Below are 24,193 nucleotides of genomic sequence, written 5' to 3'. Positions count from 1 at the left end.
TAATATTTTAATAAATAACAATATTGTTAAATTGCTGAAAGTTATTTTTAAGCCTTTCGGTCTTTTATAACCATCAACATACAATTACAGAGAGAAAACGTTTGAAATATTCATACTTGGCCGTATCTATAGCCGCTTTATTAAATACACCCGCTATTGCTTTTGCTACAACAAAGCCAGTAACAGAAAATGCTATAGAGCGTATTGAAGTAGCGGGCCAAAGTTTAAATTCTCAAGGACTTTCTGTTAAAGATGCAACCATAAATGGCCCCTTTGGCGATAATTTAGCACTGCAAGATATAGCACGTTCAGTCACGCCTATTTCAAAAGAGCTAATAGAACAACTTAACATTACCACCTTGCAAGATGTACTTGCTGTGAGCCCTAATACGTATGCCGCCAGTGGCTTTGGTGCACCAAGCTTACCCACTATTCGTGGCCAATTAGGTGAGCTTTTTCAAGATGGAACTCGTCGCCAAGCAGGTAATAACGGCTTTGGTGTACCGCTATCATTTAACGCGGTAGAACAAATAGATGTAGTTAAAGGCGCTCCTCCAGTATTGTTTGGTTCAAGCCAGCGCAATGGTGGTTTTGTAAATTTACACTCTAAGCAAGCCTCAACTGAAGAACACAAAGGTAAAGCGAAGCTCTCTGCGGGTCGTTGGGATCAATACACCGCTCAGCTTGATTACACCGCACCGATTGTAAAAGACAAAATTGGTTTTCGTGTGAGTTATGAACACCTTGATCATGGAAGCTACTACGATTACTCAGGGACTAAAAGTGACAGTCTTTTTGCAGCACTGCGAGTATTGCCTGATGATAAAAGCAGCTGGGATATTAACTTTGAGCTATATCAGGTTGAGTTTACCGACAACGCCGGTATTAACCGCCCTACTCAAGCACTCATCGACCATGGTCTTTACATTACCGGCCAAGGCGTTCAAGCAAACGGCAGCACAGTACCCGCAGCGGGTTCAATTGTATCTCCTACAGGGTTAGTTAACATTGATCGCAGCACCGTACTTACCGACCCTGATAACCAAAACGAAGCCACTACTTACCTACTACACAGTATTTATAAGCGCGAGCTTTCAGATAAAGCGTCGCTTAAAAATATTAGTTATTTTCAGCACTTAAAACGTGATGAAGTGGCTCAAAACAGTTTTGTTGAAATTATAGATGGTGCCGATACCGCACAAAACCGCACTGAACTAACGTATCAATGGAATAATGAACAGCAAACTATCTTAGCCTTTGATGTACGCTACAACAAAGTACTTGGCTACAGCCAATTTACCACCGAGGCCGACACGCCAATTGATTTAACGGGTCCACTTTCAAACCGTCGTATTCCATTAACCGATGCGCAAAAAGCACGCTTAGTTGAGCTGCGCCCCGGTGTATTTGTATCCCCAGGTGGTCAATACGATATAAACGGTGATGGCAGTGGTGATTTTAACTTATCAGACACCACCGACTCGCGTTCTTGGCAAACTGGCTTTGCTATACAACAAGACTCACAGTGGACAAATAAACTGCGTACCAGTGTGGGCTACCGCGTTGATTATTATGACGTAGAAGCACACGACCCCATTGCACCACAAGGACAAATAGCAGCCAGTGATAGCATTAACGACACACTGCAATCTGGCCAAATCAGTTTTAATTACAAGCTCAATACTGATTTTACAAGTTACGGCGCAGCAAGTTACAACGAAGCGACTTCAAATAGTATGGCCGGTGGTAACACCTTAGGTGGTGACAACACGATTAGTGCGCAAAACTTTGCAACCGAAAACACGCTGGTAGAATTTGGCTTAAAATATGCGCCTACCAACAGCGATTGGTATGCTGATGGCGCCCTATTTAGCCAGCGCCGTAGTTTACGCAACCGCGATGGCAGCAATACCGGTATTCGTACCTCAGGCTTTGAAGGCCAAGTATTTTACGACGCCTACCCATATTGGTTAAGTGCAGGTTATAGCTATATTGACGCGCGCTACGATAACTCTGCGACTGGCCAAGACTCGGCGCAAATTGCTGATGCGTTTGATAACTCACGCCCAGATATTATTGCCGGTAATGGTATAGGCGCGCCAAGTTATACAGCGTTTGCCCCTTCAAATAGCCAAGTACAAGGTATTCCTGAGCAATCGTTAAGCGTTAATGGTAGTTATTCAATTAATGAGAAATGGCAGGCAGGTTTTTCAGCTTTATATACAAAGAGTTACCCGCTAGATTTTTTACAAACAGTGAAAATTCGTGACCAATACACGTTAAACGTCAATACCAGCTACGCGTTTACGCCTAGCACTAAGTTGCGATTAGATGTGAACAACGTCACAAATCAAGATAACTGGCGTCCAGTGTTTGAAGGCGGCTATTTTGGCGCAACATTGGCATTTCCTGAATTACCAATAAACGCCAAGCTTACCCTAACGCATAACTTTTAAGCCCAAGAGATAATATGATTAAAAAACTATTGTTAGTATTGATTGCAGCAGCCGGTATTGGCATGTTCTTTCATTTTAATTTGCACCAGTTGCTTACACTCGATGGCTTAAAAGGGTCGATGGATCAGTTTAACCAATACAAAGCGCAATCGCCGTTGTTAGTTATTGGCGGGTTCTTTTTACTCTATGTGGTAGTAACGGCTCTCTCTTTACCTGGCGCAGCTATTTTAACATTGGCCGCAGGCGCATTATTTGGCTTAATAGAAGGCTTACTGGTGGCGTCGTTTGCCTCAACGATTGGTGCTACCCTTGCCTTTTTAGTGTCACGCTATTTATTACGCGACACCATTAAAAAACGGTTTCCTGAGCGTTTAGCTGCTATCGATAAAGGCGTAGATAAAGAAGGCGCTTTTTACCTTTTTACTTTGCGTTTAGTACCGGTATTTCCGTTCTTTTTAATTAACCTATTAATGGGCTTAACCGCTATTAAGTCGTGGACTTTTTATTGGGTGAGCCAAATTGGTATGTTGGCAGGCACCTTTGTATTTGTGAATGCCGGTACTCAGCTTGCACAAATTGAGCGCTTATCGGGCATTTTGTCACTAGATTTAATTCTGTCATTTGCTCTATTAGGAGTATTCCCACTGATTGCGAAAGCGATTTTAAATGTGTTTAAAAAGCGACGGGTTTATAAAAATTACACTAAGCCTAAAAAATTCGACCGTAACATGATTGTTATTGGCGCGGGTGCAGGCGGCTTAGTTACCAGCTATATTGCCGCCGCAGTAAAAGCCAAAGTCACCTTAATTGAAGCCGGCGAAATGGGTGGTGACTGCTTAAACACTGGCTGTGTGCCTAGTAAAGCGATTATTAAAAGTGCAAAAATAGCACAGCAAATGCGCCATGGCGAAAACTATGGCCTTGAAAACACTACACCGCAGTTTTCCTTTAAAAAAGTAATGGCACGTGTACATCAAGTCATTGCTGATATAGCCCCGCACGACAGCATAGAGCGCTACACAAATTTAGGTGTGGAGGTTTTAAAAGGCTATGGAAAATTGATTGACCCGTGGACAGTAGAAATTAAACTTAACGATGGCAGCACGCACACTCTTACCGCTCGCACACTTGTTATTGCCACCGGTGCACGCCCGTTTGTACCGCCACTGCCAGGTATTGAAGAAACCGGTTACGTTACCAGCGATACACTATGGAGCAAATTTGCCGAGCTCGACGAAGCGCCCAAAAAACTGGTTGTTTTAGGTGGCGGCCCGATTGGTTGTGAGCTTGCACAAAGCTTTGCTCGTTTAGGCTCAAGTGTGACGCAAGTTGAAATGGCTGAGCGCGTTATGATCAAAGAAGATGTTGAAGTGTCAGCTTTTGCACACCAATCACTGACCGATAGTGGCGTTAATATTTTAACCTCACACCAAGCGCTGCGCTGTGAAGCACGCGAGGGTAAAAAGTACCTCGTGGTGAAACACAACGACACCGAAATTGATATTGAATATGATGAGCTACTGTGTGCCGTTGGCCGAAGCGCACGCCTCAAAGGCTATGGCCTTGAAGAGCTTGGTATAGAAACTAATCGCACCATAGTAACTAACGACTACTTAGAAACACTCTACCCTAATATTTTTGCCGCAGGCGATATTGTAGGCCCGTACCAGTTTACTCACGTTGCGGCTCATCAGGGGTGGTACGCGGCGGTTAATGGCTTATTTGGCCACTTTAAAAAGTTTAAAGTAGATTACCGTGTTATTCCATGGACCACCTTCATTGATCCAGAAGTCGCCCGCGTAGGCCTAAACGAGCAAGAAGCGATTGATAAAGGCATAGACTATAAAATCACCCGCTTTGAGTTTGAAGAGTTAGACCGCGCCATTACTGAGAGCGCCAATAATGGCTTTATTAAGGTGATCACTCCTAAAGGAAAAGACAAAATACTCGGAGTTACTGTGGTTTCTGAGCATGCAGGCGATTTAATTGCTGAATTTGTTTTAGCCATGAAACACGGCCTTGGCCTTAATAAAATTCTAGGCACAATTCACAGCTACCCAACATGGGCAGAAGGCAACAAATATGCCGCTGGTGAATGGAAACGTAACCATGCTCCACAAACTGTTTTAAACATGCTTGAAAAATACCATGCATGGCGCCGAGGTTAAGCCTTTGTATACGTTATTGAAGCTTTTAGTTTTAAGTGCACTACTGGTCACGGCGTTTAAAAGTAGTGCACAAAACCTGCACGATAGTTGGAACACGCTATTAACTAAACATGTGGTCGCTATTAATCATGGGCACAGCACTGAGGTTGATTACGCTGCAATTAAACACGAGCATACCCAATTAAAAGCATATTTAAATACGTTAACAGCCATCACACCAGGTGAATTTAACACGTGGGACAAACACAAACAGTTGGCGTTTTTAATTAATGCCTATAATGCCTTTACCGTTGAACTAATATTAACGCAGTACCCTAATATTGAATCAATCAAAGAGTTAGGTAGCTTTTTTAGTTCACCGTGGAGCAAAGAGTTTATTTCGCTGCTAGGTAAAACACGCAGCCTTGATGATATAGAGCATGAGTTAATTCGTGGTAGTGGTAAATACAACGACCCGCGTATTCACTTTGCAGTAAACTGCGCCAGCATTGGTTGCCCTGCACTTCGTGAAGAAGCCTACTCGGCAGATAAACTAGAAGAGCAATTACACCAGCAAACTGTTCGTTTTTTGTCAGACAACACCCGCAACATGGCAACAGGCAATACTTTAAATGTATCACCTATTTTTAAATGGTACGGCGGTGATTTTGAACAAGGCTTTAAAGGAGCAAACACATTACACCCGTTTTTAGCACAATACGCTGATGCATTAAAACTGCTACCCGCTCAACAAGAAGCGCTGCAAAATAATGACATGAAAATTAAATTTTTAGATTACAACTGGGATTTAAATGCACGTCGTTAAGCCAATACAAATACTCAGCCGATACTGTTTTTTGAGTATTGCTTTGTGCATTGTTTTAATTGCTAGCTTTAAAGCCCTTGCAACCTCTTTTTCTGATACTCGCTGGCAAACTATCCAAAGCCAAGGTAAAAACCAACCCGTTTATTTTTATGCATGGGGCGGCGATCCGCAAATAAATGCCTACATTCAATGGGTGGCTGAGCAGGTCAAAGCGCAATATGATATTGAATTAGTGCATGTAAAATTAAGCGATACCAGCGAAGCAGTAAGCCGGGTATTAGCAGAAAAATCAGCCAATAATCACGTTCAAGGCAGTGTCGATTTAATTTGGATCAATGGCGCTAACTTTGCCGCTATGAGTAAGCATGACTTGCTGCTTAAAGACTGGGCCCAGACGCTGCCAAATTTTGCATTAACCGATCCTAATAATAACCCCGCGGTAAACTTTGATTTTGGTTTGCCTACAAACGGGATGGAAGCGCCTTGGGGGCAAGCGTCGCTCACTTTTTATTACGACAGCCTAGCAATAGATGGCAGCACAACGAATCAACTACCCACCACCCTAAATCAGTTATTAACTTGGAGCGCGCAAAACCCTGGGCGTTTTAGTTACCCAAAGCCGCCTGATTTTTTAGGCATGAGCTTTTTAAAATACGCTTTAGTGGTACTACATAACAACAGCGATGATGCATTAAAAGCACAGCTAAACCAGCCAGCTACAGATAAAAACACCACTGAGGTGCTCAACCCTTTGTGGGTATTTTTAAATAAATTACACCCTACGCTTTGGCGCAGCGGCAAACATTTTATGCAAAGTGGCGCACAAATGCGCCGCTTAATTGACGATACTGAGCTTAGTATCGGGTTTACCTTTTCAGCGCCAGAAGTGCCCGCTGCAGTACAACGCTTTGATTTACCCACCAGCACCCGCAGTTATGCTATGCATGATGGCAGTTTAAGTAACACCCATTTTGTAGCAATACCGTATAATGCAAGCCATGCACAAGGCGCACAGTTAGTCGCTAATTTTTTATTAAGCCCTCAAGCGCAAGCTCATAAACAAAAGCCCACTATTTGGGGCGATAAAACCGTGTTGATCCAATCAATGCTAAATACCCAGCAACAAGCCTTATTTAAAACCACACAACCGCACCCAAGTGCGCTGCCCTTTAATAGCATAAAACGCACACTCAGTGAGCCTCACCCAAGTTGGGTTAATGCCATAATGCAAGGTTGGCAAACGCGCTATGGGGTAAGTCAATGAATAAAGTACCCACTTTAAATAGCCTATTTACCTTTTTGGTCAAAATAAGTCCTTACTGTTTGGTCGCATTGCTTACTTTACCCGTTTTAGGGGGGGTAATCGGCGTGCTTTTACCTGCCTTTGGTTGGGCGCCGGCACTCAATGAAACAAATATTGGCTTAGCAGGATTTAACGCATTATGGCAAACGCCTGGATTAACACACATGGTAGGGCTGAGCATACGAACAGGGCTTATTAGTACCTTAATCGCGTTTGTGCTGATGATCATTATGCTTGGCGCGTTTTTTAATAGTGCGTGGCTTAAACGCATTGAATATATTTTAAGTCCAATATTGGTTATTCCGCATGCCGCTGCCGCGATTGCGGTGAGTTTTTTAATTGCGCCATCGGGGTTATTTACTCGTTTATTTTCTCCATGGTTAACTGGCTGGCAATTAGCGCCAGAAGGCGCGTTACCTTACGACGCTTTTGGCTGGAGCATTATTATTGGGCTTGTGCTTAAAGAGTTACCTTTCTTACTACTGATTGCATTGGGTGTTTTGGCGCAACCCGAACTTGGCAAAAAGCTACGCAAGCAGCATCAAATTGCGGTTAATTTAGGTTATTACCCTATGGTGGCGTTTTTTAAAGTGGTGCTACCCAGTTTATACCCACTGTTACGTTTACCTATTTTTGCAGTACTTGCTTATGCCAGCGCCAGCGTTGAAATGCCACTCATTCTTGGCCCAAATACACCACCCACTTTAGCCGTTGCTATAATGCACTGGTTTAACGATGTAGATTTAAACCTGCGAATAAAAGCCTCGGCGGGTGCCCTGTTACAATTAGCGGTCACTGTTGGACTACTCTTAACGTGGCTATTGCTTGAAAAAATCATTGCTCTAGTTTTTAAGCAATCACTTATTAATGGCCGTCGCCAGTATGCACATCAACTGATCCGCACGTTTACTCATGCATCCACAAGTCTAATTTTAACGTTTATTGTTGCTGCGCTAATTGGGTTAGTGATGTGGTCAATCGCGGGCTATTGGCGCTTTCCGGATACCGTGCCCTCAAGCGTGGTATTTCTGCATTTTCAACATGCATTTACACAAATACATACTCCCTTGTTTAATACCTTAATAATAGGGGGAATAAGTACGCTGTTTGCTATCACTATGGTATTGCTGTGCTTAGAAGCCGAGCAGTTAAACGCGAAACCCATGTCGAAATGGACACAGTTAATTATTTATCTTCCTTTATTAGTGCCCAGTATTGCGTTTTTATTTGGTATTGTGTGGTTACAACAACTGCTCAATAGCCAGCATGCCTTCTTTAATGTGATATTTGTGCACGTTTTATTTGTTTTACCGTATGTTTTTTTATCTATTGCCGATAGTTACAGGCGTTTAGACCCTCGATTAGCGCGCGTTGCCGCAAGCTTGGGGGCAAGTCCCTGCAAAGTGTTTTTACAGGTTAAATTGCCACAACTATTCGCCCCTATTTTAATCGCGATAGCGCTTGGGCTGGCGATTAGTTTTGGCCAGTATTTATCTACACTTTTAGCCAGTGGCGGGCGTATAAGTACCATTACCACCGAAGCCGTAACCCTTGCTAATGGCGCAAGCAGACGCACCAGTGCAGTTTACGCCATTTTACAAATGGCATTACCGCTAATTGGTTTTGGTGTGGCATGGGTGTTACCTAAATACTTTTTTAAAGCGCGCGCTTAACTATAAAACCATTAAGGCTATTTAATGCAGTCATCATTACACATCAAAGATTGTCAGCTTTATCGTCAAGGCGAGCTGTTACTAAGCTTAAACGAGCAAGTAAATGGCGGCGAAATACTCACCATTATGGGGCCATCGGGCAGTGGCAAGTCAAGCTTATTAAATTGGCTTACAGGCTGTTTGCCCAAAGACTTTAGGGCACAAGGCGAAGTATGGCTAAATGAGCAAAATATAGGTAACACCCCCCCGCATTTACGCCATATTGGGGTGCTCTACCAAGACGCTTTATTGTTTTCGCATTTAACAGTGGCAGGAAATATTGCCTTTGCTATGCCCAAAGGCAATAAAAAACAGCGTCTTGAAAAAATAGACCACGCCCTAGAACAAGTTGGCTTAACAGGGTTGGCAGCCCGCCATCCCGACAGCCTATCTGGTGGGCAGCAAGCGCGTGTTGCACTGCTACGCATGTTGCTCAGCGAACCTAAAGCTATTTTACTCGACGAGCCTTTTAGTAAACTCGACACCCAATTGCGTGTTGATACCCGCGAACTGGTGTTTAGTCAAATACGCGAGCATAAATTGCCTGCCATTATGGTTACGCACGACCACAGTGACGCCGAGGCAACAGCTGGCAAAGTGATTACTTTAGGCACTGATGCTTAAAACCTGACTCATATTCAAGGCAATACGTATGTTAGATAAATTTGTTACCCCCATTATAAAGCCACTACTAACACCGGTTGTTATGCTCATTAATAAAAGCGGCATTACAGCTAATCAACTCACTGTTTTTGGTTTTTTAGTGGGTATGTTTGCCGTGCCTTTACTTGCCTTTGAAATGTGGTATGGCGCATTAATCGCCATTGCGTTGAATAGAATTTTAGATGGACTGGATGGCGCATTAGCCCGCTATGCTAATCAAAGTTCTAGCGCGGGTGGGTTTTTAGATATTACTCTCGACTTTTTATTTTACGCAGCGATTCCACTGGGCTTTATTTTGGCTAATCCAGCACAAAATGCCATTGCAGGTGCTATTTTACTGGCTACTTTTATAGGTACCGGTTCCAGCTTTTTGGCCTTTGCAATTGCCGCTGAAAAATTTAAACTCGACAAACCACAATTTAAATATAAAAGTTTTTACTACTTAAATGGCTTAACCGAAGGCACAGAAACCATTGCCTTATTTGTTGCCTTTTGTATTTGGCCGCAGCACTTTGCCATAATGGCCAGCTTATTTGCTGCAGCTTGCGCCATAACGATTTTCACCCGTATTTATGGCGGTTATCACACATTAAAACAACAAGAAACTAATATCAGTAAAACGGAGGCTACCAATGGATAACGAATTATGGTGGCGGCTTGGATGTTTTGTAAGTATTTTAGTCATAATGATGCTGCTTGAGTGGCAAGCCCCTGCACGGCAATCGCCCATAAAAGCCACTAAACGTTGGGTTGCGAATTTTGGTCTTGTATTTACCTCTTCAGTGATTGCTCGGTTAGCGGTTCCTTTAGGGTTAACCGCCGCCGCGCTTTATAACCAAGAACATAGTATCGGTGTGTTTAATCAACTAACTATGCCTCTTTCAGTAGCAATTATACTTAGCCTGCTGTTGCTAGATATACTGATTTATTGGCAACACAGATTATTTCATAAAATTCCAATTTTATGGCGTTTACACCGTGTTCACCATGCTGATGCGCACGTAGATACAAGCACTGGGCTGCGCTTTCACCCTATTGAAATAGGTCTTAGCATATTGATAAAGCTTGCCGCCATAACTGCTCTTGGCGTGCCCGCCATTGCAGTACTTATATTTGAAATAACACTCAATGGGTTAGCACTGTTTAACCACGCAAATATTCGCTTGCCAAGCGCAATAGAAAAACCACTGCGCCTCATCCTTATCACCCAAGCGCTGCACCGCATACATCACAGCCAAAACCCCGAAGAAACAAACAGTAACTTTGGGTTTAGTGTAACTTGGTGGGATAGACTTTTTGGCAGCTATAAATCACAGGCAAGCCAGCCTGATAAACGTATTGCACTTGGTTTGAGCCAATACCCAAACCCCGCACAAAATTCATCATTGTGGCAATTGTTAATAATGCCATTTAAAAAATAGCAATACGGCTAATGAAAACGCCCATGTACACCTTTTAAACCTTTATTTATAACATTACTTGGGCGTTTAACCGTTCCTGTTAACAAAAATACCCTGTTAAAAGTAAATCAATTGTAAATTATTTAAACAAATTCTTGACCCAGTTAAAAATCCCCCATATTATTTGTAAGCGCTTACATTTATCACACATAAAAATGTAAGCGCTTACAAAAATGAAAAAATCAACAAATACACTATATTCTGACAATAATCAGTTGAACGGGGTTCAGTTATGAACATTGAAACAACACGCATTACTCGCCTTTTGGCTGCTATTTCATTAGCATCTCTGGCGGGTTGTGGTGGTGACGCAGCAACCACTACTACAGATATTGAAAAAGTAAACCCTACTGAACCAGTCTCTGACTGGCGTATGGTATGGAACGATGAGTTTGACAGCACTAGTATTGATACTAACAAGTGGAACTTTGAATTAAACTGCGCTGGCGGTGGTAACAACGAGAAACAATGTTATACCGACAGTGAAGAAAACGCCTTTATTAAAGACGGTGTACTAAACATAGTCGCCTTACCTGCAGAAGAAGGCGCAGAAAAACCATACACATCAGCCCGTTTAAACACCCGTTACAACGCAGACTTTACTTATGGCCGCTTTGAAATGCGTGCAAAGTTGCCTTCGGGTCAAGGTAGCTGGCCAGCTTTTTGGATGATGCCAACCGATGAAGAATATGGTACTTGGCCGCGCTCTGGCGAAATTGATATTTTAGAAGCGGTAAATTTAAAAACAGTTGCTGAAGACGGCACCGTTGAAGCTAATATTCATGGCACACTTCACTATGGTCGCGAATGGCCAAATAACTCAAGTTCAGGTAAAGCGTATACATTCCCTGAAGGGATGAATCCTGCAGACGATTTTCATACTTACGCAATTGAATGGCAAGAAGGCGAAATTCGCTGGTACGTAGATGGCTATTTATACGCCACTCAACGTCGCTCTGAAGTTCGTTACAATTCAAAAGATGAACCTGTTGGCTTAAAGCATAAAGGTTGGTTTGCTGAATACTTTGAACAAGGTAGCGGCGAGCTAACAACGCATTGGGATAATGCCCCATTTGATAAAGACTTTTACCTTATTTTAAACAATGCTGTTGGTGGTGATTGGCCTGAAAACGTAAATAACTTAGGCGTTGACGCTGCAGCATTTGCAGAAGGTCAAAGTTTTGAAATTGATTACGTGCGTGTTTACGAATGTGCCTCTAACCCAACCACAGGTAAAGGCTGTGAAACAGTACGCCCAGGTTACGATAGCCTAGAAGATGCACTTGTTGAAGGTAAAGCCCCTGTACCTACCCCGCCAAGTGATGGTGTTGCAAAGAATCTTGATATTTTTGATGGCAGCTTAAATGCCAACTGGATCGCATGGGATTGTTGCGGTGGAACAACACCAGAAACCATTACTGACGCTGACAAAGGCGACGTAATTAAGTTTAACATTAACGATAATAACGGGACTGTGCTTGGTTTCTCTACCCGCGGTGGTCACTTCCCTGATGATTTTACTGGCACTTCATCTCCATTTGATGCATCACCTCTACTTGATTTAAATGGTCGACTCACCTTTGATATGAAAGTAGTAACGCCACCAACATCTTCAACTACTTGGTTATTAAAAGCCGAAGCGGGTGATGGTGGTCCTAATACCGGCGATGTAGCCCTTAGCGATAGTAATGAAGGTGTTACTCCTGTTACTGGCCAATGGCAAACCTATACATTCCCACTTTCTTTACTACAAGAAAGAGGCTTAGATTTAAGTGCCATTGATGTATTAATGGTATTCCCAGCATGGCAAACAGGTGCAGGCGCTGAATATTTAATTACCAATGTTGCGATTGAAGGTGATTTACCTGGAAGCCCAGAAGTTGACCTATTCACAGACGGACAAAATCTAGATTGGCCAATGTGGGATTGTTGTGGCGGTTCAACACCAATTGAGGTAGTAGATGATGAAGAACACGGTTTAACCGCAGAGTTTAGCATTGGCGAAGCACCCACTGTAATGGGCTTTAATACTCGCACCTCAGCCGGTGGTAGTGGTAAACCATTTGATGCAACAAGTATTTTAGAAAATGGTGTACTACAGTTTGATGTAAAAGTAATGTCAAATCCAAATGATCCAGCAGCTGTTTGGACAATGAAGATTGAATCTAATGAAGGCGATACAGCGGTAGAGCTTCCATTAACCGATGCTGGCGATGCACCTGTTGTAGGTGAGTGGAAAACTTATACCTTTACATTCGCTGACTTAGCGGGCGCAGGTTTAGATGTTAGTGCCATTGATGTAGTGATGATATTCCCAGCATGGGGCACAGGTGAAGGTGCGGTTTACCGTGTTGATAACGCTAAAATGTACGATCCGAGTGCATCAGCAGGCGATGAAATCACTATTTTCCAAGATACTGCCGCAGATATGTGGAGTATTTGGGACTGTTGTGGTGGCTCTACACCGACTGAAGAAACTGACGATGCTGAACACGGCACAGTGGCTGAGTTTGTTATTGGTGCTACACCAACAGTAATGGGCTTTTTAGCTGACGAAGGGGTTTCTTTTGATGCATCAGCAATATTAGCAAATGGTGTTGTGCAATTTGAAATGAAAATGGTGACACCACCAAATGATCCTGACTCAGTGTGGACATTTAAAATAGAGTCAACAGGTGCAGCAACGGCGGTAGAGCTTCCTCTTGCGCAAAGCGTTGAAGGTGAAGTACCCGTTATTGGGCAATGGCAAACATACACGTTTACAGTGCAATCATTATTTGATGCAGGTTTAGACATTAGCGATATCAATGTACTGATGGTTTTCCCAGCGTGGGGAACAGGTGAAGGTGCAGTTTATCGTATCGACAATGTGGTTATCGCTAACCCATAAACCCTAATTCAGTGGTAGGTACTAAATTAAAAGTACCTACTTACCGTAATAAATTAAGTAAAAGCAGAGCAATTATGAACACAAATAAGTTTAAAAAAAGCCCACTAGCGGCTTCTGTGTCACTTATCATCGCTGCAAGCACATTTAACTTCGCTTATGCTGCGCAAGAAAATACTGCCGAACCTGAACTAGAAGTTATTGAAGTAAAAGGTATTCGTGGCTCTCTCATTCGTTCAATGGACGTAAAACGCGATGCATCAGGCGTGGTAGATGCCATTTCTGCTGAAGAAATGGGTAAATTTCCAGATACTAACTTAGCTGAATCGCTACAACGTATTACGGGTGTATCGGTAAGTCGCTCAAACGGTGAAGGTAGCCAAATTACCGTACGTGGTTTTGGCCCATCATTTAACCTTGTAACACTTAACGGCCGTCAAATGGCAGGCACCGGTTTTACGCGTTCATTTAACTTTGAGAACTTATCATCTGAAGGCGTTAGTTCACTTGAAGTTATGAAAACAGCGCGTGCGGATACACCAACAGGTGGCCTTGGTGCAACTGTAAATATTGTTACCGCTAAACCTCTACAAAAGCCGGGTCAGCGCTTTTCATTGATGGCTAAAGGCATTCACGATACATCGGTAGAAGAAGGTGATGAAGTAACACCTGAAATTGCAGGTATTTACAGCAATACTTTTGCTGACGAAATGTTTGGTTTTTCAGCTAACTTTTCATACCACCGCCGTGATTTTCAGCGCCAAGCAGCCAATGTACGCTCTTGGTTAGTCAACCCTAACCTATCGGTTGATGCTGAAAACATAATTGATAACCGTCCAATGGATGCAGATGGTAACCCAGCTAAGCAGTTTTTCGATCCAAATGCTGGGGATAATGGTGAGTTTGTATCTGCCGCTTTCTTCCCACAAGAAGTGAGCTTTTCAAAAGATGATATTCAGCGTGAACGTTTAAATGCGCAAGCCACTTTTCAGTTTGCACCAACAGATAACTTAACGTTTACACTAGATCACACAATTTCAAATGCAACAACGGGTAATAATTCGTTATCGTGGGGTATTTGGAACGGCTCGTTTGGTGGTAATGGTAATGCCTATGAGCTAGATGAAAATGGCACCGCTATTTACTATAACTCAGCTGGTGATGATGCCTCATTCACGGCATTTCGTGAAACTGCCGAGGTAGACTCAAAAGCAACCGGTATTAATGTTGAATGGTTAGCAACAGAAAACCTTAGTTTTAACTTTGATGCCCATACCTCAAAAACCACAACAGATAATGGCAAAGATCCTGGCTTAAACTCTAATGCCCGTATTATTTTGGGCTCAGCAGAGTTATCTACTAAAGAATACTTTTTCCGCGAAGGCGATGTACCGGGTTTTAATATTAATTGGAACAACGGCACACAAGAAGTAAGTCCAAATCAAATTGGTTCTAACTTCAGTATTTTTACCAGAACACCAGGTGAGTCAGAAGTTTCTCAAGTACAATTAGACGGTAAATTATTTACTTATACAGATATTGGTCTTGAAACCGTTAAATTTGGTGCGGCTTACACTAAACAAACACTCAGTGGTTGGGGCGGCTCTAATAACGCCAATGCACCTGGCTTTAACAACGGTACATTCGCTGAAATTTTCCCAGATGCGATGTTCGAAAGGGTTGATTTAAGCGGATTCCTTGATGAATTTTCATTTGGTCCTAACGGCGTAGCGCCAGGTTATGCTTACACTTATGACCTTGATGAAGCATTTGCTCGTCAAAGTGCTTATTTGACCGAAGACGTAATTGGTAGTGATTATTACCGAATTGGTAGCTTTGATAACTTCCCAACTAACGAAGTAGAAGAAGAAACCATTAGTGTTTACCTTTCTAGCAACTGGGTATTTAACGTTAGCGACTACGACGTATTTGTAAACTTAGGTCTTCGTTATGAAGAAACTGATATTGTAAGCCCAGCAAAAAGTCGTGTAGCGGAACAAGTTTACTGGGCAGGCGGTTCAGAGTGGTTAACTCAATTTGCCGCTGGTGGCGAATTAGTTGAAGTAGACTATGAAGGACAATACGACTTACTACTTCCTATGATTGATATTAAAGTCGATCTTACGGATGACTTAGTAACCCGCGCATCATGGGGACAAACAATCACCAGACCAACTCTTGGCGATATGTTAGGTAACTTGGCTTTAACACCATCACCTAAATTAAATTCAAGAAGTGGTAGCCGTGGTAATCCAAACTTAGAGCCATTTAAATCAACTAATCTAGATTTAAGCCTTGAGTATTATTACAGCGAAGGCAGTTACGCTGCTGTCGGTCTATTTTGGAAAGACGTAGATAATTGGATTGATAACACCCAGGTAAAAACTACCTTTGAAGGTTTACATGATGTGTATTTAGGTGAGCGTTGGAACAATGCAGTAGCCGCCATTGAAGGTCGTGGAGATCAAGCAACTGACACTGCAATTTACAATGAAATTGTAGCTAATGGCGTAGGCATTGGTGAAAACAACCGTATATTACCAGATCCAGCGACTGATCCGCTGATTGAATGGACCATCAATTCACCTGAAAACGTTGGTTCACGTAAAGTAAACGGTTTTGAATTTGCTGTTCAGCACTTGTTTGGCGACTCAGGCTTTGGTGCAGGCTTTAATGCCACCGTTGTTGATGGTGATGTAGAGTACGATAACTACTACCTTGCCTCTCAAGCAGTATTAGCTGGTTTAAGTGATTCTGCAAACATACAAGGCTTTTACGAAAAAGATGGCTTATCGGTGAAAATTACCGGTGCATGGCGTGATGAGTACTTAATTGCGCAAGGTTTACCTGACTCAGGTGCTACGGCTCCTCCACAATACGCAGAAGAGTACTTACAGTGGGATATTAGTGTGAACTACGAAGTTAACGAAAGCACAACGGTATTCTTTGAAGGTGTGAACTTAACCAACGAAACCGAGCGTTCATTCAGTCGCTTCGAAAGTCAGTTCTTAAGCGCGGCTCAATACGGCCCTCGTTATGCCTTTGGCGTTAGATACTCTATGGGCAATTAATACATTGCCCAAATACAGTTTTTGATTACCCCTTATAGTTGAAAAGTCAAAGCCGCTCATTGAGCGGCTTTTTTTATAACTGTTTAATTTTTTCTAATAGCTTATCGGTTGTCCAATCAATATCGTTATAGGCAATATCGGGTTTATAATAATCGCCCTTTCCTCTTGCTCTATTCACATACACTTTATTAGGCACTATCACTTTACCTAAACCTGAGGGTAACTCAGCTAATCGAACATCCATATACAGTGAGTCAGCACTGCTTGGCGCGCCAAATAACTGAGTGTTTGAAAACTGCTTAAATACATCGATGGCATCAAGACACGCACTTGCACACTGTGGCGGCACAATAACAAAAACCTGTGTTTTAAAGTCACTTACTGGTAGCGTACTTTCGCTTAGGTTTGATTTATTTTGCAGCTCTTCAATGTAAAATGGCTTATTATTTTCAAGTGATTGCGCCATACCTGCTGCTATTTCTTTAATCAGTTCATGAACTTCAGGTTGATCTTTTACCACGTCAATTAACGATTTAACATAGTTGGTATTGTCTTTTGACGCTCTCCACCAAACCCGGCTATTTTGTGAGTAACTGTCCATTTTTTGTTCAACAACCTGCTCACCCCACAACGCTTTTGCAAGCGTTAAGCTCCAATACGACGAGCCACCTTGGTTATGACGAAGATCTAAAACCACCGTTTTTGCACTGAGTAACTTAGTACGTTGACTCGCCACTTTCTTATACAGGTTATTGTAATCATGAGTTTGCTTATCGTTATTTGCAAAACTGGGCATAGCAATCCACGCTATGTTTTGCGCAGGCCAAGTTAAATCGGTTGTAAGCTCATCCCCATTATAAGCATGTGTTAAATGCTTACTTACACTCTTTGGCCGAACAGACCAATCAAGGGTTTTACTGTAAGCTTGCCCATTAGCTTTAACAAATTGACATTCTTTTAGAGGTGTTAAAAAGGGGTTGCCCTCATCAATTAGTAACCGCCAACCTTGCTGCCACCAATGCCCAGGTTGTGTAACCTGTCCATGAAATTTAAACACTCTTTGTCGCATTAACGTCTCGGTACTTTGTCCATCGCATCCACTTATCACATCACCTTTATTTATATTATCTGTTTCACTGTAATACACTTTTAATGCATCACCCCGCCAAACGGCACTAAAACCAGGCCAACGACGAGCAGGTCGTTCAACGCTTGAAAACACACCTGCATGACCATCTTGTAGCACAGTACTAAAACGCGCAATTGCCGCAACATGAACCTGCGGCCCACTCGCTTTGGCAGACAGTGCAAGTGCTTCTGCTTTTGCTTGCTTTAATAGCTCAGGAAAGACTGGGTTGTTAACATCAAACATACCGGGGTGGTTTTTTGCCGAAATACTGTAAGCAGCTTCAATATCACGTTCAGTAACACTGCGCCATTGCGCTGGTGTTTGAGGAGTAACTGCTAATTCTGCCATGCTCAAGGTAGGCGTAATTAATAAAGCACTCAATAAAGTACGGCTAACTATTTTTGTTTTTATATTCATGAAAATCCATTTTAAATTAGGTTATATAATTACTGTAAACTCATTTGGTGGAACTAAAAATACCTTAAATCAAATAAGTATCAGCAAATTATTTTTATAGCAGTAACTTAACAACATTAAAAGCAGCTAACAACGAGTAAGATTTGAAATGAACTGGCTTTAAATTTAGAGCAACACCTTACTTAGACGTTTGTTCAATTTTGGTTTGCAGTAGTGTTATGCGGGCGTTGAGTTTTCTAAAGCTATACTGTGAATAGAAAAAGTTCAAAAAGAAAGCAGCAAAACCTGAACAAGCAAGCCCTATCAATGGGCTGAAATAAAACATTAACAACAAAACAATAACAGCCATCGCTATCGTAAGTCCCAAATTATGAGATGCACTAAATAACTTTCGGTTGTTTTTTTCAAGTTGAACTATGTGAGAATCTATATCCATTAAAATTTCATTTTTAAAAACTGATACTTAACAAATCAACGTTAACTATTTTGAGCTTTAGATGGCCACATAAGCAGCATCTAAAGAAGTCCATTCATTCCACTGCGCTTTAGTTAATCGGTATAACTGTACGGCACGACCATGAAATTGATGATTGCTATAGTTTGTAAAGCCAATTTTCTTTGCTACTTTCAATGACGCAATATGCTCAGGTTCAATAATAACAACGACCGATTGATGAGTAGTTTGCGTAAACACATACTTTAAAACACCTTTAGCCGCTTCGCAGGCTAAGCCTTTATTCCAAAAATCGACCGCTAATCGATACCCTAAATTAGGCTCTTCGTTACCCGCGACACTTTGTGGAGAAACACCACAAAACCCTATAAGTAGGTTACTGTTTTTATCTATTAGTGCCCATGGGCTCAAACCGTATGATCCGTAGCATTGTAAACACCACTTTATAAATTCACGAGTTGCAGCTTCATCGCACACACCACGAATTGAGTATTTCATCACTTCATCGTCATTAAGAATTTCACTTAATGCCGGCACATCATCAATTGAAAATGGCCGAATAACCAACCTTTGGGTTTCACAAATGTTCACTCAAACCTCCTTGTAATCACAGCTAAAAAATTTCAACAAACCAAGTGATTAAGGTTGTTATCTCAGTTATTTCGCTCTTTTTTATATTTCGAATGCCATAAAAAGTATCCAAATAATATGCCTACTAAAGGAAATATTATTAAAGATGAAATGATTCCATCAAAAAAATCTTGCTCACCTGTAAAGTACATAATTAATTGAAATAAAATAGCTGTAGGAATTCCCCAGCCTAGAACACCTTTTAGTAAAATAAAACGGAATTTAGCGTGGTTTATATTCATGAGCCTTCCTTGAGTTGTGGCGCCAAATAATAAGCTGAAATAAATCATAGTCGTTAGTGAGTTAAGTCTCTAAATTATTGAAGGCGATTTAAATTAGTTTAAAATTACATTAACACTATTGAAAAAACACTTAACCAACTTAATTGGATACCATAAGAGATACGTTGATAGCTACCAGGGTTGCTTTGTAGTTTTATTGCTTTAGCCATAGCAAACAGATAATAAACTGTGGCGATAACAGAAACAATTGAAAAAACACGAAAGTATAGAGAGATAACTTCTGTGGTTGGACTAATAGCTATTAATATTGGTGCTACAACCAGCGAAAGTAACATAATAAAACCAGCCCAAGAGTGAACCTTGCAGCTAAAAGTTGGATGTTTAGTAAATGGGTCAGCATCCATAGGAAAATAACCCGCAACCCAGGTACCAATACCATGCACTATAACTAACCAACCAACAATATTAACCAATATAGAAACATTAGCCAATTGCGCCAAATACCAGCCAAAAAAGCAAAATAGAAAACCTAAAGGATAATTATTAATTAGCGGTGACAGTTTTTCAGTTGGGCTTCCCGTTGCACCTAATTCACTACAAAATTGTTTAGAATGACTGTAACCTTCATAAAACCGACTTGCTACATAAACACCAATGAATATCCATAATGTGGCTATTAACCCTGAATAAATCGCAATCGTTTCAAACATCACCATAATCCTTTTTGTGATTAATTCATTAAAGCCTTTTTGAACACAGAGGAGAAAATGAGCCGGCTTCGAGTGACGAGCTGTGAGCTTGTACAAACAGCCTGAAACCTAGTCATAACAGCCCTGAGCTAGAACCTTTAATCTACTTTTTCAACCCAGCGCCTCATTAATAAATCATTTCTTTATCATTATAATTAACCACTAATCAAATGCTATCGGTATTAGTTTTAAAAAAACAAAGCGCTACAAAAATGTAGCGCTTTCATTACTTATAGGTTGTTTGTTTAAACTAAAACGCGTTATTAAAAAAAGCCAAGCGGATCTTCGCTGTAACTTACTAGCAAGTTTTTAGTTTGTTGGTAATGATCAAGCGCGAGTTTGTGAGTTTCGCGGCCTATACCAGACTTTTTATAACCGCCAAACGCTGCATGTGCTGGGTACATATGGTAACAATTAGTCCATACACGACCTGCTTCTATTTTGCGACCAAAGTGATAAGCACGATTCATATTACGGCTCCATACCCCTGCGCCTAAACCAAATTCTGAGCTGTTAGCCAGTTCAAGTGCTTCGGCTTCGTCTTTAAAGGTCGACATTGAAATAACGGGGCCAAAAATTTCTTCTTGGAACACGCGCATGTCATTACGTCCTTTTAATAGTGTAGGTTGAATGTAATACCCGCCGTTTAGCTCGTCGCTTAATTGCTCAACATGGCCGCCAGTTAATACTTCAGCACCTTCTTCTTTACCAATTTCAATGTAGCTTAAAATTTTATCAAACTGCGCTTTAGAGGCTTGTGCGCCTACCATGGTTTCACTATCAAGCGGGTTGCCACGTTTAATTTGTTTAGTACGTTTTAAAATACGTTCTATAAATTGCTCATAAATATCTTCTTGAATGAACAAGCGTGATGGACAAGTACATACTTCACCTTGGTTAAAGTAGGCAAGAATGGCACCTTCAATTGCTTTATCTAAGTATGAGTCGTCTTTTTCCATAACATCGCTAAAGAAGATATTAGGTGATTTCCCCCCAAGCTCTACCGTTGAAGGAATAATATTCTCGGCTGCACATTTTAAAATATGTGAGCCCACAGGAGTTGAGCCTGTAAAGGCAATTTTAGCAATGCGCGTACTGGTTGCCAGTGCTTCACCTGCTTCTTTACCAAAGCCGTTTACCACATTTAAAACACCTCCTGGGAGTAAATCGCCAATAATTTCCATTAACACTAAGATTGAGGCAGGTGTTTGCTCGGCGGGTTTTAATATTACACAGTTACCTGCTGCAAGTGCAGGCGCTAATTTCCATGCGGCCATTAATAATGGAAAGTTCCACGGAATAATTTGCCCTACAACGCCTAGTGGCTCATGAAAATGATACGCCACCGTGGTTTCGTCTATCTCGCCAATACTGCCCTCTTGAGCGCGCAGGCAGCCTGCAAAGTAACGAAAGTGATCGGCGGCCAGTGGAATATCAGCGGCAAGGGTTTCGCGAATCGCTTTGCCGTTATCCCATGTTTCGGCCACTGCAAGTAGCTCCAAGTTTTGTTCAATACGGTCGGCAATTTTTAATAGTATATTGCTGCGCTCGGCGACTGAGGTAGTGCCCCACTGGGTTTTTACTGCATGGGCTTTGTCGAGTGCAAGGTTTATATCGTCTTTATCTGAGCGCGGTACTTTACAAAATACCTTGCCATTAACTGGGCTTATATTATCAAAATACTGGCCGTTGACTGGGGCAACCCACTCGCCGCCAATGTAATTACCATACTGCTGTTTAAATGTGACGAGTGCGTCTGCTGAACCTGGATTTGCGTAAATCATATGTGTGTTCTCTGTTGTTGTTAGCTAAAAGTCTAAGCCGAAATTTGTTAGAGTAATGTAGCAACTTGCTTTATATTTAATCGGTATTGATTGACATTAGACCATTAAGCGCTTAAAAACTTGCTTAGCTGTCCAAAAAAGTTGTCTGTGAGTCCACATTAAAAACGCTCTATAACGATTAAAAAAGGCTGAACATGCACACATCTCAGTTAAATAAAAAACGCCAACAACTTGATGTACTGATTGAAAACAAAGTGACCTTTGCTGCCGATAACTCTGAGCTAAGTATTTACGATACCTATAAAAGTGCGCAAAAAGTGGCGTTGCATTCTAACGAATTACTGTTTTGCGCTATGCTCAGTGGTAAAAAAATAATGCATGTTGAGAGCAGTCAATACCACAAAGCGTTTTTACCCCACGAATCGTTTGTATTAGCACCCGAGCAAGGCGTACTAATTGATTTTCCGCATGCATCCTTAAACGCACCCACCACCTGTTTAGCCATTGAAATAAGCACCGATAAAATAACCAATGTGGCTAATGCGCTTAATATGCAGCAAAGCTTTGCTAGTGATACCTTGTTTGAATACACCCCTAATTTAGTGCATACCCAACATAATACGCAAACTCAGCAGTTATTAGAGCGCATGGTGCATTTATTTAGTGAGCAAGGCGCTGAGCGACACTACTTAATTGATTTATCGTTAAACGAATTGATCACCCGTTTATTACAACAACAAAGCCGTGATTTATTGCTGGCAAACTGCGATAAGCTGCGCCTAAAAAGTAACGTGAGTGATGCACTGCATTATATTGAAGAGCATTTAAGCGAAAACCTCGACATAAACACCTTGTGCAAAATAACCTGTATGAGCCGTAGTAAGTTTTACCAGCAATTTAAACTTGCTTTTGGTACAAGCCCTGCACTTTGGCAGCAACAACTTAGGCTTAAAAAAGCCCGCACGCTTTTATTAGAAGGCCACGCTATAAGCAAAGTATGCTACGACCTTGGCTTTAATAGCGCCAGTCATTTTAGTCGTTTATTTAAGCAAACTTTTGGAATTGCACCAAAAGCGTGTCGCCACTAACCTAACACAACAGTTTTTGTTATATTAAACAGCCTAATATGCTAGATTGTTTGCAATGTTGTAAGTAGTAATGAGTCACCGATGAGTAAACCCACCCGCTGGACATTAAAGAGTATTGCCAAAGAATTAGGTGTGTCTAATGCTACGGTATCAAATGCGTTTAATCGCCCTGATCAACTCTCTGCTAAACGCCGCGAAGCCATACTTAAAGCGTGCAAAGAGCTGGGGTATTATGGCCCTAATAAAGCGGCGCAGTCTTTGCGAAGTGGCACGTTTAATATTGTTGCATTAGTCCTTCCTGATAGCGTGGAATACATGGTATCAGACCCTGTTGCGAGCAGTTTTATGCGGGGAGTAACCTCGGTACTTGAAAAAAACAATATTAATGTTTTATTGTTTTCAGGCAATAGTGACAACCTCAACAGCGTTGTTGATTTTGTCGATGGCTTTATTTGTTATGGTCGCCCGCGCAATAAAGCACTAGTAGAGCAACTAAAAACAGTCTCTAAACATGTGGTGACAGTTGATTTTGACATTGCCCGTAACGCCTCAATTAATGTTAATAACGAGCAAGCCAGTTATGAAATAGCCAAACATGTTTTGCATAATCAAGATGATAAAGTGGCTATATTAGGTTTAAGATTACTTGATGAAAATGTATTGTGTCGGGTATACGAACATCACGAATTTGAAACTGGCCAATCTATTTCGCATCAACGTTTACGTGGCTATCAACGCGCCTTAAGTGAGGCCAACATAACGGTTGCCGACGACCGCATTTGGAATATTCCTGAAAGCAGTGAGCGCTTTGCAAATATTGCCGCAAAAGAGGTATTAACAGCCTCCCCTCGTCCAAACGTGATTATATGCATGAGCGATTTAATTGCCCTTGCCACCATGCGAGAAGCCATAAAACAAGGGATAAAAATAGGGAATGAGCTACGTATTGTTGGGTTTGATGGCATAGAAGAAGCTGCCCGTTTTGTGCCTCGCCTCACTACAATTCATCAAAATAGCCAAGAAAAGGGCGTTATGGCTGCTAACTTATTTATTTCTAAAGAAGAAAAACAATATGAAGTAGGTTACGCACTCGATATTGGTGCAAGTAGCTAAGCACTGTTAATAAAGCAAATAAAAAAGCCAAGCAGAAGCTGCTTGGCTTTTGGTTTTCAACA

General features: G+C 41.6%; 18 protein-coding genes. 12 read left to right on the top strand and 6 right to left on the bottom strand.

From position 1 onward, the window contains the following. Window positions 1–101: 101 nt before the first annotated feature. The 10 genes from A9479_RS14255 to A9479_RS14210 all read left to right on the top strand — a co-directional run bounded on the left by A9479_RS14255 (window position 102) and on the right by A9479_RS14210 (window position 16,525). Entirely contained in the window at window positions 102–2,456 is a 2,355-nt protein-coding gene (locus A9479_RS14255) for a TonB-dependent siderophore receptor (protein ID WP_064663773.1), read from the top strand. Between the two features lie 14 nt (window positions 2,457–2,470). Then, the gene (locus A9479_RS14250; protein ID WP_064663772.1) at window positions 2,471–4,624 is read left to right on the top strand and encodes an FAD-dependent oxidoreductase; all 2,154 of its coding nucleotides are present in this window, start codon (window positions 2,471–2,473) and stop codon (window positions 4,622–4,624) included. Further along, window positions 4,605–5,429, top strand: coding sequence for a DUF547 domain-containing protein (locus A9479_RS14245; RefSeq protein ID WP_064663771.1), 825 nt, complete (start codon window positions 4,605–4,607; stop codon window positions 5,427–5,429). The genes A9479_RS14250 and A9479_RS14245 overlap by 20 nt, the downstream gene beginning before the upstream one ends. Then, complete coding sequence (locus A9479_RS14240; protein WP_064663770.1) at window positions 5,416–6,693, top strand: ABC transporter substrate-binding protein; 1,278 nt, start codon at window positions 5,416–5,418, stop codon at window positions 6,691–6,693. Before A9479_RS14245 ends, A9479_RS14240 begins: the two co-directional genes overlap by 14 nt. Next, window positions 6,690–8,405, top strand: a complete 1,716-nt coding sequence (locus A9479_RS14235) for an ABC transporter permease (RefSeq protein WP_064663769.1) — start codon at window positions 6,690–6,692, stop codon at window positions 8,403–8,405. The genes A9479_RS14240 and A9479_RS14235 overlap by 4 nt, the downstream gene beginning before the upstream one ends. Before the next feature lie 24 nt (window positions 8,406–8,429). Continuing rightward, window positions 8,430–9,068, top strand: coding sequence for an ATP-binding cassette domain-containing protein (locus tag A9479_RS14230; protein ID WP_064663768.1), 639 nt, complete (start codon window positions 8,430–8,432; stop codon window positions 9,066–9,068). Between the two features lie 28 nt (window positions 9,069–9,096). After that, complete coding sequence (locus A9479_RS14225) at window positions 9,097–9,747, top strand: CDP-alcohol phosphatidyltransferase family protein (RefSeq protein ID WP_064663767.1); 651 nt, start codon at window positions 9,097–9,099, stop codon at window positions 9,745–9,747. Next, window positions 9,740–10,528, top strand: coding sequence for a sterol desaturase family protein (locus A9479_RS14220; RefSeq protein WP_064663766.1), 789 nt, complete (start codon window positions 9,740–9,742; stop codon window positions 10,526–10,528). The genes A9479_RS14225 and A9479_RS14220 overlap by 8 nt, the downstream gene beginning before the upstream one ends. A 271-nt stretch (window positions 10,529–10,799) precedes the next feature. Next, a complete protein-coding gene (locus A9479_RS14215; RefSeq protein WP_064663765.1) occupies window positions 10,800–13,457 on the top strand; it encodes a glycoside hydrolase family 16 protein in 2,658 nt (885 codons plus the stop codon). Between the two features lie 74 nt (window positions 13,458–13,531). Then, complete coding sequence (locus tag A9479_RS14210) at window positions 13,532–16,525, top strand: TonB-dependent receptor (protein WP_064663775.1); 2,994 nt, start codon at window positions 13,532–13,534, stop codon at window positions 16,523–16,525. A 73-nt stretch (window positions 16,526–16,598) separates the two neighbouring features. Here A9479_RS14210 and A9479_RS14205 read toward each other — a convergent pair whose 3' ends face one another. The 6 genes from A9479_RS14205 to A9479_RS14180 form a co-directional block, all read right to left on the bottom strand. Continuing rightward, entirely contained in the window at window positions 16,599–18,071 is a 1,473-nt protein-coding gene (locus A9479_RS14205; RefSeq protein ID WP_064663764.1) for a S41 family peptidase, read from the bottom strand. A gap of 178 nt (window positions 18,072–18,249) precedes the next feature. Further along, window positions 18,250–18,507, bottom strand: coding sequence for a hypothetical protein (locus A9479_RS14200; protein WP_058155832.1), 258 nt, complete (start codon window positions 18,505–18,507; stop codon window positions 18,250–18,252). Window positions 18,508–18,564: 57 nt separating this feature from the next. Then, window positions 18,565–19,116: a GNAT family N-acetyltransferase gene (locus tag A9479_RS14195; RefSeq protein ID WP_064663763.1), complete on the bottom strand. Its 552-nt coding sequence runs from the start codon at window positions 19,114–19,116 to the stop codon at window positions 18,565–18,567. Between the two features lie 62 nt (window positions 19,117–19,178). Beyond that, window positions 19,179–19,397, bottom strand: coding sequence for a hypothetical protein (locus A9479_RS14190; protein ID WP_024602708.1), 219 nt, complete (start codon window positions 19,395–19,397; stop codon window positions 19,179–19,181). Window positions 19,398–19,501: 104 nt separating this feature from the next. Beyond that, entirely contained in the window at window positions 19,502–20,107 is a 606-nt protein-coding gene (locus tag A9479_RS14185) for a DUF998 domain-containing protein (protein WP_064663762.1), read from the bottom strand. 302 nt (window positions 20,108–20,409) lie between these two features. After that, window positions 20,410–21,930, bottom strand: coding sequence for an aldehyde dehydrogenase family protein (locus A9479_RS14180; RefSeq protein ID WP_064663761.1), 1,521 nt, complete (start codon window positions 21,928–21,930; stop codon window positions 20,410–20,412). Window positions 21,931–22,124: 194 nt separating this feature from the next. Between A9479_RS14180 and A9479_RS14175 the strand changes: the two genes are divergently transcribed. Next, entirely contained in the window at window positions 22,125–23,018 is an 894-nt protein-coding gene (locus A9479_RS14175; protein WP_064663760.1) for an AraC family transcriptional regulator, read from the top strand. A gap of 81 nt (window positions 23,019–23,099) precedes the next feature. Continuing rightward, window positions 23,100–24,131 carry a LacI family DNA-binding transcriptional regulator gene (locus A9479_RS14170; protein ID WP_064663759.1) on the top strand — a complete coding sequence of 344 codons (1,032 nt, stop codon included), beginning with the start codon at window positions 23,100–23,102 and terminating at the stop codon, window positions 24,129–24,131. Window positions 24,132–24,193 lie beyond the last annotated feature (62 nt).

It is taken from the genome of Pseudoalteromonas sp. MQS005, from assembly GCF_001661605.1.
In the GTDB taxonomy this organism is placed as follows: Bacteria; Pseudomonadota; Gammaproteobacteria; order Enterobacterales; family Alteromonadaceae; genus Pseudoalteromonas; species Pseudoalteromonas tetraodonis.
Note: the sequence above shows the minus strand (reverse complement) of the source record. Positions and strands in the feature narration are given on the sequence as shown.